We start from the raw sequence: 14,406 nt of genomic DNA, 5'->3' as shown, positions 1-14,406 counted from the left end.
GCTCAGTCGGAAGTGGGCAGGCCAAGGGACTGCAGGTATTCGGAACGGTCGTCGTTGCGCTGGGCGAAGCAGGTGTTCTGCGCCGCTTCAAAGGCTTTGCCGGCAGGGGTGTCGTAGGTCTCGACCTTGCAGTCGGCATCGCGCAGTTGCTTCCAGATGGCTTCGGCATCATTCAGGCGCTTGGTCAGCTCGCTGATCTTCGCGTTCTGCCCGGCGTACTGCTCTTTGATGCGGTCCTGCAGGTCGCTGAACGCGGCGTCGAGTTCACGCTCGGAGCTGGTGCGGCTGAATTTCGCGCACTCGTAGTTCTGCTGGTCGGTTTCGACGTTGTCGCACGGGGTGCTTTCTTCTTCGCTGGCGTGGGCGCCAACGGCCAGGGTGGCCAGCATCAGCCAGACCATCGATTTCATCTGCGGCATCCTCACGGGGAAACATGGGCTGGGATTCTCGCTCAGCGTTGCGGCAAAGAACAGGGTATCTGCATGAAGCTTGTCGATGGTTATTGATAATGATTATCGACAACCAGTAACATCCCCGGCCCATGTACTGGTCCGCCTGGCGGACGACTTCATCGACAGGCAGCCCAACACCGTGGCGGACGACAAGCTGGAGCTCTACCTCGCCCATCGCGCGGCGCTGCTGGATTACGCAGCGCCCATCGTCGGCTGCCGGGCGCGTGCCGAAGACGTGGTGCAGGAAGCCTGGTTGCGCTTCAGCCGCCAGGACGAGGAGGCGGCGATTCGTCATCCCGCCAGCTACCTGTACCGCATCGTGCGTAACCTGGCTTTGGACCTCACCCGCCGTTACGCCACGGAAAAAGCTCAGCCCGGTGGCGACGATATCCTGGCCGAACTGCCCTCCAGCAGCGCTTCGCCGGAACGTGAGGTCAGCGGCCAGAACGAGCTGGACGCCATCAGCCGCGCCCTCGACGAACTGCCCGAGCGCACCCGCCTGGCGTTCGAGATGAACCGCCTCGGTGGCTTTACCCTGCAGCAGGTGGCGGCGCACCTTGGGGTGTCCACCAGCCTGGTCCATCAGTTGGTCCACGATGCCTTGCGCCATTGCATGGAGCGGCTGGAGGTGGACGATGAGTGAGCCGCGTGACGAATTTCTGGAAAAACCGGTGTCTGCCGCGTCTTTTGCGGGAGATGGCGCCTTTGTGCGACCCTTGCCGACTTTTTCAGCCTTTGGAGAGATGCCCGACATGACGTCAGCGGACGCTGCGACCCGTCGCCGGGACCAGGCTCTGGACTGGCTGCTGCGCGTGCAACAGGCGCCGGACGACGCGCAGCTGCGCGAGGGGCTGGCGCAGTGGTGCGCGGCGGACGAGGCCAATGCCAAGGCGTTTCGCAAGGCCGAGCGTGTCTGGCAACTCAGCGCGCAACTGACGCCCAGCACCCAGGCGCAATGGCCTGCGGCGGTCGCGCCGGTGTCTGCGCCTGCTCCTGAACGGGCACCGGTCGTCCACTTGCCGGTGCGGCCGCGCCGCCGCCGCTACTGGCTGGGCGGCGCGGTGGCGGCCTGCCTGATGCTGGCACTGGCGCCGTCCCTGAACCAGCGCATGCAGGCTGATTTCCGCACCGCAGCCGGCGAAACCCGCGACGTTACCCTGGCCGATGGCAGCCTGGTGCAACTCGATAGCGACAGCTCCATCAGCGTCAATTACGCCGGTGACCGCCGTGATGTGAGGCTGCTCAGCGGGCAGGCGTTCTTCAAGGTCATGCCCGACAAGAGCAAACCCTTCCATGTCCGCGCCGAGGCGCTGGAGGTCACGGTGACCGGTACGGCGTTCAACGTCGATATCGGCGCCGGGCAGATGCGCGTGGCGGTGCAGGAAGGCTCGGTCAAGGTCGATGACTGGCGTGCCGCAAAGGCGCTGGTGGCACACCTGAAGCCTGGCGACCGTCTGGATTACCACGACGGGACCGCCCGTCTGGACCGCTTCGCTCCCGCTCAGGCGGCGGCCTGGCGCAACGGACAAGTGGTCGCCGACGACACGCCGGTCAGCGAAGTGGTGGCCGAACTGCGCCGCTACACACCGGGGCTGGTGGTCTTGCGCAACGACGAGCTCGGGCGCAAGCGAGTGACCGGCGTCTATGACCTGCACAAGCCGCTGGCGGCGCTGCGTGCGGTGCTGCAGCCCCATGGTGGCAAGGTCGAAGCGTATGGCCCTTGGGTGATCGTACTGCGCTGAATCGCCAGGGCTTTCACCCTCCGAGAAATTTTTTTCATTTTTTTCTGAAAATCCCCCGCGCTACCCCGTCTTCTGCTCCGCGCGCAGCAATGAGATCCATTCGTATTCATTTTTTCCGGGATTTCCCGGGGCGGGGGAGAGGTGTATGTCCGAGGTGTTTTGCCGGGTGCCCAACGGGCGCCGTGGCTGGCCTTTGCTGTTGAAGCGCGCGGCCTGTGGCGGTCTGCTGGGCTTGTGCCTGGCGCAGGTGTCGGTAACGGCGCTGGCCGAGCCTGCGCCAGCGCAGTTGCCGGACCAGTTGCACAGTTTCGATATCCCGGCCCAGCGCATGTCCAGCGCGCTGATCGCCTTCGGCCAGCAGAGCGGTCTGCAGGTGACGGTGGATGCGCAGTGGCTGCGCGACATGGATTCGAACCCGGTGCACGGCCAGTTCAGCAGCGCCAGTGCGCTGTCGCGGCTGCTGCAGGGCCGCGGCATCGCCTGGGACTACAACGACGGCGTCCTCACCTTCCGCCTGCTGGCCGACGCCGAGAACGGCAAGCTGGAACTGCACGAAACCCTGGTGCTGGGCAACAGCGAGGAGAACAGCTACCAGGGCGCCACGGTCATCAACCACAAGGCGGTACAGGCCTTCCCCGGCGCCAACGGCGATATCACCACGCTGCTGCAGATGCACCCGGCGGTGCAGTTCAGCAGCGCACAGAAAGCCTCGAAAAACCCCGGTGAGATCGATCCGGCGGATATCAGCATCAACGGTGCCAAGTTCTGGCAGAACAACTTCATGATCGACGGCATCTCGATCAACAACGACCTCGATCCCGGTGCCCACGGCTACAGCGAGTCGCGCCAGTTCGACTCGGCGCCGAGCCGCTCCTACGGCATCGCTTTGGACGCCGACCTGCTGGAAGAAGTGAAGGTCTACGACAGCAACGTGCCGGCCGAGTACGGCGGCTTCAACGGCGGGGTGATCGATTCCATCACCCGCCGGCCGACCCAGGACTTCCACGGCAAGATCTCCTACGCCATGAGCCGCTCCGAGTGGGCCAGCTATCACATCACCGAGGCGGAGCAGGCAAACTTCGACAACGCCTCCAACGAGCAGTACACGCCGGAATTCGAAAAGACCACCCTGCGCGGCACCCTCGAAGGTCACCTGACCGATGACTTCGGCGCCATCTTCAGCTTCTCCCAGCGTCGCTCGACCATTCCGCTGAACAAGTACGAAAACGGCTACACCAGCCCTTCCTACAGCAGTCGCGAAGACCAGACACGGCAGCTCGACAGCTACATGCTCAAGACCTACTGGACGGTGAACGACCGCCTGAGCCTGGACTTCTCGCTGATGGAGGCGCCCCAGGAGAACAAGCTGTTCCGCGAAAACTACCTCGCCTCCGACTTCACCAACATCAACGGTGGCCGTCAGGGTTCGGTCAAGGCGACCTGGGAAGGCGATCACGCCACCTGGACCCACACTCTGGCCTACTCCGACCTGTACAGCTCGCGGCGCTCCGAAGCCAACGATATCGTCCAGTGGTACTGGTCGCAGGCCAAGAACTGGGGCATCCCGACCAACAACAACTCGCGCAGCAGCGAAGGCGCCTACGGCAACCTGGACCAGACCCAGACCGGTCTCGACTACAACCTCAAGGTCGATTGGGAAACCCTGCAATGGGCCGGCACCAGCCATGCCCTGACGGCGGGCGTGCAACTGACCCGGCAGGAAGCGACCTGGGAACGGGAAAAGACCGGGCAGATCGTCAGCGGCTTTACCCGCGACACCGGCACCAGTTGCGCCAACGACGACCCCTGGTGTTCGGTCAGCCGGTTGTACAACGGCAACACCCGCCAGTGGGCGAACATCCGCACCCAGATGAATGCCGGCAAGATCGAGCTGGAAGAAAACACCTGGGCGCTGTTTGCCCAGGACGCCATCCAGATCGGCAAGCTCGGCCTGCGCCCTGGCGTGCGCTTCGAGGGCGACGATTACATGGACAAGAAGACCCTGTCGCCGCGCTTTGCCGGTGACTACGACTTCTTCGGCGATCGCAGCACGGTGCTGGTGTTCGGCGCCAACCGCTACTATGGCCGCAACCTGTTCAAGTACCGCCTGGCCGACGGCCGCGGGGCGATGAACACCCTGTACCGCCGCACCAGCCAGACCGGCGAATGGGTGCCCACGGTCAACCGCAACAGCACGCGGTTCTCCACCCTCGACATTCCCTACGACGACGAGTGGACGCTGGGTCTCGACCAGCGCTGGCTCGATACCGACTTCAGCCTCAAGTACGTGCACCGTAGCGGTCGCGACAAGATCGTCAGGGCCAACCGCCGCTACCTCGGCGAGGACACGCTGGACGGCTATGACACCTACTACCTCAAGTACACCAACGAAGGCAGCAGCGAGAGCGACAACATCAGCCTGACCATCACGCCCATCGCGCCGCTGCGTTTCCTCAACACCTACACCAGCCTGCAGTTGGCGCTGGACTGGTCGCAAAGCAAAGATGCCTATGGCAGCTATGACAGCTCCATCGACGCCGAAGAACTGGCCGACGAAGACGTGCTCTACAAGGGCTCGCGCATGAGCTACAGCGAACTGCCCGCCAGTGACTTCAACCGTCCGTGGACGGCCCGCCTGAGCACCATCACCGAGATCCCGGCGTGGAACCTCACGGTCAGCAACTTCTTCCGCTACCGCGGTGCGTACGAGCAGATCATCGACACCGAAACCACCGCCGACGTCGATGGCCAGGCCCTGGCCGTTTACGACACCGAGACCGTGGGCGCCGCGCCGACCTGGGACCTGCGGGTGAAATGGGAAATCCCCACCGGCAAGGAGCAGGCGCTGTTCATGGCGGTGGACGTGACCAACGTCACCAACCGTGCCAATGAAATCGTGTCCAGCGCCAAGAGCGCCCGCACCACCTACGAGATCGGCCGTCAGTACTGGCTAGAGGTCGGCTACCGCTTCTGACGTTTCGTCACCCAACCGTGGATATGACCTGATGAACAAGATCCTCGCGGGCCTGCTCGGCCCGCTGTTGCTCGGCGCCTGCGCGACGGCGCCCGAACCCGACAGCGCCTTGCCCTGGGACAGTGGCGTGGTGCGCGGACAGCTGCCCAACGGCCTCGAATACCGCCTGGTGCGCGACAGCAGCCAGGCCGGTCGCCTGGACCTGCGCCTGACCGTGCAGGCCGGCTCGGTGGACGAAGAGGCCGACCAGGTCGGCGTCGCCCATCTGGTGGAGCATTTGACCTTCTACAGCCGCGCCGGCGAACAACAGAACCTGCGCCAGCGCATGACCGCCCTGGGCTGGGTTCAGGGCCGGCATTTCAACGCCGTGACCAACTACGACCGCACCCAGTACCTGCTCAGCCCGCCGTCCGGGGTCAGGCAGGCGCCTGCCGCGCTGGACGCCCTGGCCGACCTGGTGTTCGCCATGGACTACGACGCCGCCGACCTCGAGCGCGAGCGCCCGGTGGTGATCGAGGAATGGCGTGGCGGCCTGGGCGTGGCCCAGCGTATGAACGAGCAGCGTATCGCATCCCAGCGCACCGGCTCGCAGTACCCGGCGCACCGGACCATCGGCAACGAAGCGGCGATCCGCAACGCCAGCCTCGATGCACTCAAGCGTTATCAGCAGCGCTGGTACGTGCCGAACAACATGGTCTTGTCGGTGGTCGGTGACTTCGAACCGACCGAGCTGGCGAAACAGATCGGCGCGGCCTTCGCCGGCCCGCCGGCGGCCCGCGTGCCGGAGCGCGAACAGCGCGAGCTGCCGCTGGACGAGCGCTTGAAGGTCTTCCGGCTGCAGGACGCCCAGTCCGGCAGCAACCAGGTGGCATTGTTGTTCCGCCTGCACGAGCCTGACAGCCGGGGCAGCACCCGCGCCGCCATGCGTGAGCGGTTGATCGATCGCATGGCGTTGTCCGCGCTGCAGACCAGTCTGCGCCAGCAGTCGCTGCCCAAGGGCGTGCGCAGCCTGACCACGCAGAAGACGCTGATCGGCGAGCATTCCACCGTGCTGGGCATCGCCGCGGGCGTCGAGGGTCAGGCTCATGCCGTGGCGCTGCGGCAGTTGCTGACGGAAATCGAACGCCTGCGCCAGTACGGCTTTTCCGAGGCCGACCTGCTCCGCGAGCGCGCCCATATCCGTCAACTGGGCGAGAAGACCCTGGCCAACGATACGCCGCGCAGCTTCGAGCAGTGGGTCGAGCAACTGAACAATTCTGCCGTCCAGGGCCAGCCGTTGCTGGCGAAGCACGCGGCGGCCGGGCGTTATCTGGAAGTGCTCGACAGCATTGGCCTGGATGACCTCAATGCCCGCCTGCGACGCTGGACCGACAGCCGCGACCAGGTGCTGCAACTCAGCGCCCCCGGTGTCACGCCGCTGGCCTTGCCGACGGTGGCGGAGGTGGAAAGCGTGCAGGCTTCGATTCGCCAGTCGTCACTGACGCCGCCACGGGTCAGTGCGCCCGAGGCCGAAAAGAAGCCGGTGGCTGCACTGGTCGTGCCGGCGCTGCCGCAGGACGGCAAGATCCTCCGTCGCCAGACCTTCGCCGCCGAGAACGTCGAGCATTGGGCGCTGGGCAATGGTGATCGACTGGTCTGGCTCAAGGCCAATGCCGAGGGCGGACGCTGGTCGCTGCAGGCCGAGTCGTCGGCGGGCTACAACCTGGCCGACGCGCCGGTGTGGCGCACCCAGATGGCCACGCAACTGGCGACCCAGAGCGCACCGGCCGGCATCGACGTGGAGGCGCTGGACGCCTGGCGCACGGCGCACAAGGTCAACCTCGGCGTCGAGCAGAAGCCGCAGCGTCTGCAATTGAACGTCAGCGTCGCGCCGGGTGACACCGCGTTGGCCGATCTGCTGCAAAGCTACCGCTTGAGCCAGACCGCCATCCACATCGATCCCTCGGCCTTCGCCGAGGCCCGCGACGACTTGCTCCAGCGCCTGGCAAACCGGCCCGACGATGTCCGCAGCCAGCAGGAGGCCGCCCTGCGCCGGCTCAAGTACGGCAGCGACGGCTGGCAGGCGCCGCACGCCGGTGACCTGCAAGCGCTGCGTGTGGACGATCTGCAACGGGACTGGCAGCGCCTGGTGGGTGCCCCGGTAACCTATTACCTGATGGCGGATATCGAGTCCGACGTGCTGGAACGCGCCGTGCTCAGCCACCTGGCGAACGTGCCGCGCCGCTCCGCGCTGGTGGCCCGCGCGCCGCTGCAACAGCCTGGCCAGCGTCGTGAAGAACTGGCCATCGCCCTCGAGCCGCGGGTGGTGTTCGAGGCCAGCAGCTACAGCGAGCACGCCTGGAGCCCGCAGGCGGCGGCGCGGGTCGCGGCCTTGCGTGATCTTGCCAGCCAGCAGCTCAAGCAGCGCCTGCGTGGCGAGGCGGCCGGGGTCTATCGGTTGACCTTCGACAGCGAACTGAACGCCGACACCGGCCGTATCGAAAGCCGTCTCAGCTTCACCTGCGATCCGGCCCGCGTCGATGAACTGTGGGCGCTGGCCCGGGACACGCTGGCCAGCCTGCCGCAGGCGGTCAGCCGTGAGTGGGTCAAAGGCGAGCGCGCCGAACTGGTCCGCCAGGAGGCCAAACGCCGCGACGATCCACCGACCCAACTGCGACGGTTGCTGCTCAGTGAACGCCACTGGGGCGATCCGCGTTACCTGAGCAGCCAGTCGCAACTGCCGGACGGCTTGCGCAGTGATGCCCTGAAAACCCTGGCCGCGCGCCTGTTCCCCAACGCCAACCAGGTGCAACTGCGCCTGCTGCCCACCCCGGCGGCGAAGGAACAGGCGCTGTGAAGGCGCTGCGGACCTTCTACCGGCTGTCGCGGCCGTTCTGGGCCAGCCGCCAGCAGTGGATGGCCTGGCTGATGCTGGGCGGGGTGATCGGCATGGGCTTGCTGGTGGTGCAGATCAACGTCTGGATCAACGCCTGGAGCAAAGCCTTCTACGACACCCTCGGCGCCTTCGACACCGACGCGCTGTATGCCCTGATGGGCCAGTACACGCTGTATATCGGCAGCTACGTGCTGATCTACGTCTACCTCGACTGGCTGCGCAAAGGGCTGGTGCTGCGCTGGCGCCGGGCGATGACGGCGAGCCTGATCGACGACTGGCTCGGCGACCAGGCCTATTACCGGCTGGGGCTGGGCGAGGAGCCGGACAACCCCGACCAGCGCATCGCCCAGGACGTGGACATGATGGTCGATCTCAGCATCGAGCTGGTCGCCTCGTTCGTCATCAACCTGGCCCAGGTTGGCGCGTTCGTGGTGATCCTCTGGGAGTTGTCCGGGGTGCAGACCTTCAGCCTGTTCGGCCTGAGCGTCACGGTCGAAGGCTATCTGGTCTGGCTGGTGCTGATCTACACGCTGCTGGGCAGCCTGATCACCCACTGGGTCGGCAAGCCGCTGCACCGGCTCAACTACGAGCGCGAGCACCGCGAAGCGGATTTTCGTGCCAGCCTGCTGCGCAAGCGTGACCACGCCGAGCAGATCGCCCTGTACCGCGGCGAAGCGGTCGAGCGCCGGCAACTGGCCGAGCGCTTTGCCGACATCGCCGACAACTGGAACCGGCTGCGCGGCAAGGAGCGCAACCTGAGCCTGTTCACCGTGGCGTTCGAGCGGGTCAGCCTGATCATTCCGGTGTTCGCCGCCTTGCCGCTGTTCCTGGCCAAGACCATCACCCTCGGCGGCCTGATGCAGATCCGCAGCGCGTTCTCGGCGGTGCAAAGTTCGTTGAACTGGTTCATCAAGTCCTATCAGAAGCTGGTGCGCTGGAGTGCTGCGCTGCAGCGGCTGGAGCAGTTCGAACAGGCCATCGCCGCCAGCCGGGCGCAGGTGCAGGGCACTTCGCAGGGGCAGTGCCTGTGTACCGATAACCTGGCGGTATGCCGTCCCGACGGCAGTGTGCTGCTCGAAGGGCTGGACCTGCGGGTAATGCCGGGCCAGTGGCTGCGCCTGGACGGGCGCAGCGGGCTTGGCAAGTCCACCCTGCTGCGCACCTTGCAAGGGCTGTGGCCGTATTGCCGGGGCCAGTGGCAACTGCCGCCGGGCCGCAGCCTGCTGTTGCCGCAGCGGCCGTACCTGGCACGTTTGCCGTTGCGCGAGCTGCTGGCCTATCCGGCGCTGGACAGGCCCAACGATGCCCGGCTGACGGGCGCGTTGCACGACGTGGGGCTCGGAGGGCTGAGCCAGCGGCTGGACGACACCTGCGAGTGGGAGCGCGTCCTCAGCGGGGGCGAGCAGCAGCGTATCAGCCTCGCCAGGGCGCTGCTGTACCGCCCGGACACCCTGTACCTCGACGAAGCCACCAACCAGCTGGACGACCACAGTGCCCGAGCCTTGCTGCAACGGCTCAAGGTGCAGTTGCCCGGGTGCACCGTGATCGGCATTACCCACCAGCGGGCGTTGGCGGAACTGTTCGAGCACACGCGGGTACTGGAGGCGCTGCCGTCACCCGCGTGACGGCCGGGTCAGAGCTTCAGATCGGCGATGAAGCGCTTGCCGTGGTTGGCCAGCTTTTCAATCACGTCTTTCCGGAGATTGCCATAGGCCTCGGTATTCAGTACTGCGCGTTGCGCCGAGCGGTAGATCTCCACTTCCGAGCGCCGATAGTTAAAAAACAGGACCTTGTAGTTCACATGGTTGGTCTTGAAGCCTATGCAGTCCATCAGCATCGACACTTCGCCTGTCGGTGACTGCATGCACGGCAGGATCTGGAACATGCCGCCAGTTCCGTTATCGGCATTCGATTCGAGCACCCGCAGGGTGTTCTCGTGGGTGCGCAGCGCGGCGAGGGACTTTTTCACGATAGGGGCGAAGGAGGAGTTTCCAGTGGTTTCGCCGAGGAGTTCCAGGGCGATCCCCTCGAGCGTGAACGACTGTTGTTTGGGCGCATAGGATTCGAACACCTCACTGGAAATATCCCAGCCCACGCTTTTCAGGCCACTGGTGTACTCCTTGAACCATTCCTTGCGCTGGGTGGCCTGGTCGAACCTGGCGCTGGCCTGGAGTTGCATCAGTAGCGTGCTGTCGAGGACGTCCTTGCGGTTTTGCTCGCTCAGTCCCGAAACGAAACACATCACGCTGTGGCCCGCGACGACGGCGCTGTCACCGGAGGCGGGCGTGGCTGCCCCGGGCGAAGGTTCGCCGGCGGGGGCGATGGCGGTGCGGGTGTCGGTCGTGGTCGGACGGTTCATGGGTAACTCCTGTCAGTGAATGAACAGTGTCGATCCTGCGACAGGCCACAACGTCGCGGCAGACGGACACTTTTCATGCCCGGCAGCCCTTTCCTTGCCTGCGCGCGTCGCTTTGTCGCGCTTTGACGCTTTCGGCAATTCCCCTGTCGTTTTTGCATCGGGGCGACACGGCCCCGAGGCATATGCTGGCTCCCAATAGCGCCGGCAGACGATTCGGCGCGGGAATGCCAGAAAAGGGGACCGCCTGATGAGCCCGGCCGAATTACACGCAGACAGCATCGTTATCGACGGGCTGATCATCGCCAAATGGAACCGCGAACTGTTCGAAGACATGCGCAAGGGCGGCCTGACCGCAGCCAACTGCACCGTGTCGGTATGGGAAGGCTTCAAGGCCACCGTCGACCAGATCGCCGCGAGCCAGAAGCTCATCCGTGAAAACAGCGACCTGGTGATGCCGGTGCGCACCACCGCCGACATCCGCAAGGCCAAGGAGCTGGGCAAGACCGGCATCCTCTTCGGCTTCCAGAACGCCCATGCCTTCGAAGACCAGATCGCCTACGTCGACGTGTTCAAGCAGCTGGGCGTGGGCATCGTGCAGATGTGCTACAACACCCAGAACCTGGTCGGTACCGGCTGCTACGAGCGCGACGGCGGGCTGTCGGGCTTCGGTCGCGAGATCGTCGCCGAGATGAACCGCGTCGGCATCATGTGCGACCTGTCCCACGTCGGCTCCAAGACCAGCGAAGAGGTCATCCTCGAGTCGAAGAAGCCGGTCTGCTACTCCCACTGCCTGCCTTCGGGCCTCAAGGAACACCCGCGCAACAAGTCCGACGAAGAACTGAAGTTCATCGCCGACCACGGCGGTTTCGTCGGCGTGACCATGTTCGCGCCGTTCCTGGCCAAGGGCATCGACTCGACCATCGACGACTACGCCGAAGCCATCGAGTACACCATGAACATCGTCGGTGAAGACGCCATCGGTATCGGTACCGACTTCACCCAGGGCCACGGCCAGGACTTCTTCGAATACCTGACCCACGACAAGGGCTACGCCCGTCGCCTGACCAACTTCGGCAAGATCATCAACCCGCTGGGCATCCGCACCGTGGGCGAGTTCCCCAACCTCACCGAGACCCTGCTCAAGCGCGGCCATTCCGAACGCGTGGTACGCAAGATCATGGGGGAAAACTGGGTGAACGTCCTCAAGGATGTCTGGGGCGAATAAGCCTCCGAAGCACGTCTTCCAACCCCCGCATCAGGGCGGGGGCAGCCAACCAAATTTTCTGGAGTTGAGTTTCCATGGCCAAGATCGCCCCGCAATTGCCAATCGAAGTCGACAGCGAGACCGGTGTCTGGACCAGCGACGCCCTGCCGATGCTCTACGTGCCACGGCATTTCTTCGTCAATAACCACATCGGCATCGAGGAAGTGCTGGGCGCCGACGCCTACGCCGAGATCCTCTACAAAGCCGGCTACAAGTCCGCCTGGCACTGGTGCGAGAAAGAAGCCGAATGCCACGGCCTGGAAGGCGTGGCGGTGTTCGAGCACTACATGAAGCGCCTGTCCCAGCGCGGCTGGGGCCTGTTCAAGATCCAGGACATCGACCTGGAAAAAGGCACCGCCAGCGTCAAGCTCGAGCACTCCGCCTTCGTCTACGTGTACGGCAAGGTTGGCCGCAAGGTCGACTACATGTTCACCGGCTGGTTCGCCGGCGCCATGGACCAGATCCTGGCTGCCCGCGGCAGTTCCATCCGCACGGTCGCCGAGCAGGTCTACGGCGGTTCTGAAGAAGGCCACGACGACGGCCTGTTCATCGTCAAGCCGCTGTAAGCCGAGGAGCCCGCGCCATGGCGTTCGAAGCTATGTTCCAGCCGATCCAGATCGGCAAACTCACCGTCCGCAACCGTGTGCTCAGTACCGCTCACGCCGAGGTCTACGCCACCGACGGCGGCATGACCACCGACCGGTACGTGAAGTATTACGAAGAGAAAGCCAAGGGCGGCATCGGCATGGCGATCTGCGGCGGTTCGTCCGTGGTCGCCATCGACAGCCCGCAGGAGTGGTGGTCGTCGGTGAACCTGTCCACCGACCGCATCATCCCGCACTTCCAGAATCTGGCCGACGCCATGCACAAGCATGGCGCCAAGATCATGATCCAGATTACCCACATGGGCCGTCGCTCGCGCTGGGACGGCTTCAACTGGCCGACCCTGATGTCGCCGTCGGGCATCCGCGAACCCGTGCACCGCGCCACCTGCAAGACCATCGAGCCGGAAGAGATCTGGCGGGTGATCGGCAACTACGCGCAAGCGGCCCGTCGGGCGAAAGAAGGCGGCCTGGACGGCGTCGAGCTGTCGGCGGTGCACCAGCACATGATCGACCAGTTCTGGAGCCCGCGGGTCAACAAGCGTACCGACGAATGGGGCGGCAGCTTCGAAGGTCGCATGAAGTTCGGCCTGGAAGTGCTCAAGGCCGTGCGCGCCGAAGTCGGCCCCGACTTCTGCGTCGGCATGCGTATCTGCGGTGACGAGTTCCACCCCGATGGCCTCAGCCATGAAGACATGAAGGAAATCGCCAGGTACTACGATGCCACCGGCATGGTCGACTTCTTCGGCGTGATCGGCTCGGGTTGCGACACCCACAACACCCTGGCCAACGTTATCCCCAACATGAGTTATCCACCGGAGCCGTTCCTGCACCTGGCGGCCGGTATCAAGGAAGTGGTCAAGGTTCCGGTGCTGCACGCGCAGAACATCAAGGACCCGAACCAGGCCACGCGCATCCTCGAAGGCGGTTACGTCGACATGGTCGGCATGACCCGTGCGCACATCGCCGACCCGCACCTGATCGCCAAGATCAAGATGGGCCAGGTGGACCAGATCAAGCAGTGCGTCGGCGCCAACTACTGCATCGACCGCCAGTACCAGGGGCTGGATGTGCTGTGCATCCAGAACGCCGCGACCTCCCGTGAATACATGGGCGTGCCGCACATCATCGAGAAATCCACCGGGCCGAAACGCAAGGTGGTGATCGTCGGTGCCGGCCCGGCCGGCATGGAAGCGGCGCGAGTCGCCGCCGAGCGGGGCCACGACGTGACCCTGTTCGAGAAGAAGGAACAGATCGGCGGGCAGATCACCATCGCCGCCAAGGCGCCGCAGCGCGACCAGATCGCCGGTATCACCCGCTGGTACCAACTGGAACTGGCGCGGCTGAAAGTCGACCTGCGCCTGGGCACGGCGGCCGATGCCGACACCATCATGGACCTGCGTCCGGACATCGTCGTGCTGGCGGTGGGCGGCCATCCGTTCATGGAGCAGAACGAGCACTGGGGCGCCGCCGAAGGGCTGGTGGTCAGCAGCTGGGACGTGCTCGACGGCAAGGTCGCGCCGGGCAAGAACGTGCTGGTGTACGACACCATCTGCGAGTTCACCGGCATGTCCGTGGCCGACTTCATTGCCGACAAGGGCAGCCAGGTCGAGATCGTCACCGACGACATCAAGCCTGGGGTTGCGATTGGCGGGACCTCGTTCCCTACCTACTACCGCAGCATGTACCCCAAGGAAGTGATCATGACCGGCGACCTGATGCTGGAAAAGGTCTACCGCGAGGGCGACAAGCTGGTGGCGGTGCTGGAGAACGAATACACCGGGGCCAAGGAAGAGCGGGTGGTGGACCAGGTAGTGATCGAGAACGGCGTGCGGCCGGACGAAGCGCTGTACTACGCGCTCAAGGACGGTTCGCGCAACAAGGGCCAGATCGACGTCGAAGCCCTGTTCGCCATCCAGCCGCAGCCGATCCTCGGCCAGCAAGGCTCGGGTTACCTGCTGTACCGCATCGGCGACTGCGTGGCGCAGCGCAACACCCATGCGGCGATCTATGACGCCTTGCGGCTGTGCAAGGACTTCTGATCGGACCTTGATCGAGAGATCGGCACGGACCCTGTGGGAGCTGGCTTGCCAGCGATTGCAATGGTGAATTCACTACCGCTATCGCTGGCAAGGCCA

At 64.7% G+C, this 14,406-nt stretch carries 10 protein-coding genes; 8 read left to right on the top strand and 2 right to left on the bottom strand.

Translation table 11 applies throughout. The features are described from left to right. Positions 1-2: 2 nt before the first annotated feature. A complete protein-coding gene (locus AC05QJ_RS29990) occupies positions 3-410 on the bottom strand; it encodes a lysozyme inhibitor LprI family protein (protein WP_476744777.1) in 408 nt (135 codons plus the stop codon). A gap of 181 nt (positions 411-591) precedes the next feature. Here AC05QJ_RS29990 and AC05QJ_RS29985 point away from each other — a divergent pair, with 181 nt between their 5' ends. The 5 genes from AC05QJ_RS29985 (at position 592) to AC05QJ_RS29965 (ending at position 9,668) form a co-directional block, all read left to right on the top strand. Continuing rightward, the gene (locus AC05QJ_RS29985) at positions 592-1,095 is read left to right on the top strand and encodes a sigma-70 family RNA polymerase sigma factor (protein ID WP_476748035.1); all 504 of its coding nucleotides are present in this window, start codon (positions 592-594) and stop codon (positions 1,093-1,095) included. Positions 1,096-1,204: 109 nt separating this feature from the next. Continuing rightward, a complete protein-coding gene (locus tag AC05QJ_RS29980) occupies positions 1,205-2,194 on the top strand; it encodes a FecR family protein (protein WP_476744776.1) in 990 nt (329 codons plus the stop codon). Between the two features lie 145 nt (positions 2,195-2,339). Continuing rightward, positions 2,340-5,168: a TonB-dependent receptor plug domain-containing protein gene (locus AC05QJ_RS29975; protein WP_476744775.1), complete on the top strand. Its 2,829-nt coding sequence runs from the start codon at positions 2,340-2,342 to the stop codon at positions 5,166-5,168. 31 nt (positions 5,169-5,199) lie between these two features. Further along, positions 5,200-8,004 carry a M16 family metallopeptidase gene (locus tag AC05QJ_RS29970; protein ID WP_476744774.1) on the top strand — a complete coding sequence of 935 codons (2,805 nt, stop codon included), beginning with the start codon at positions 5,200-5,202 and terminating at the stop codon, positions 8,002-8,004. Then, a complete protein-coding gene (locus tag AC05QJ_RS29965) occupies positions 8,001-9,668 on the top strand; it encodes an ABC transporter ATP-binding protein/permease (protein ID WP_476744773.1) in 1,668 nt (555 codons plus the stop codon). Before AC05QJ_RS29970 ends, AC05QJ_RS29965 begins: the two co-directional genes overlap by 4 nt. Positions 9,669-9,676: 8 nt before the next feature. Here AC05QJ_RS29965 and AC05QJ_RS29960 read toward each other — a convergent pair whose 3' ends face one another. Continuing rightward, positions 9,677-10,402 (bottom strand): hypothetical protein, encoded by a 726-nt coding sequence (locus AC05QJ_RS29960; RefSeq protein ID WP_476744772.1) that lies wholly within the window; start codon positions 10,400-10,402, stop codon positions 9,677-9,679. A 247-nt stretch (positions 10,403-10,649) separates the two neighbouring features. Between AC05QJ_RS29960 and AC05QJ_RS29955 the strand changes: the two genes are divergently transcribed. The 3 genes from AC05QJ_RS29955 (at position 10,650) to dgcA (ending at position 14,310) form a co-directional block, all read left to right on the top strand. Further along, complete coding sequence (locus AC05QJ_RS29955) at positions 10,650-11,627, top strand: dipeptidase (protein ID WP_009404077.1); 978 nt, start codon at positions 10,650-10,652, stop codon at positions 11,625-11,627. 74 nt (positions 11,628-11,701) lie between these two features. Further along, on the top strand, positions 11,702-12,232 hold the full coding sequence (locus AC05QJ_RS29950; RefSeq protein WP_476744771.1) for a DUF5943 domain-containing protein: 531 nt from the start codon (positions 11,702-11,704) through the stop codon (positions 12,230-12,232). Between the two features lie 17 nt (positions 12,233-12,249). Next, complete coding sequence (gene dgcA / locus AC05QJ_RS29945; RefSeq protein ID WP_476744770.1) at positions 12,250-14,310, top strand: dimethylglycine demethylation protein DgcA; 2,061 nt, start codon at positions 12,250-12,252, stop codon at positions 14,308-14,310. Positions 14,311-14,406 lie beyond the last annotated feature (96 nt).

It is taken from the genome of Pseudomonas sp. TUM25319, assembly GCF_056388475.1.
Note: the sequence above shows the minus strand (reverse complement) of the source record. Positions and strands in the feature narration are given on the sequence as shown.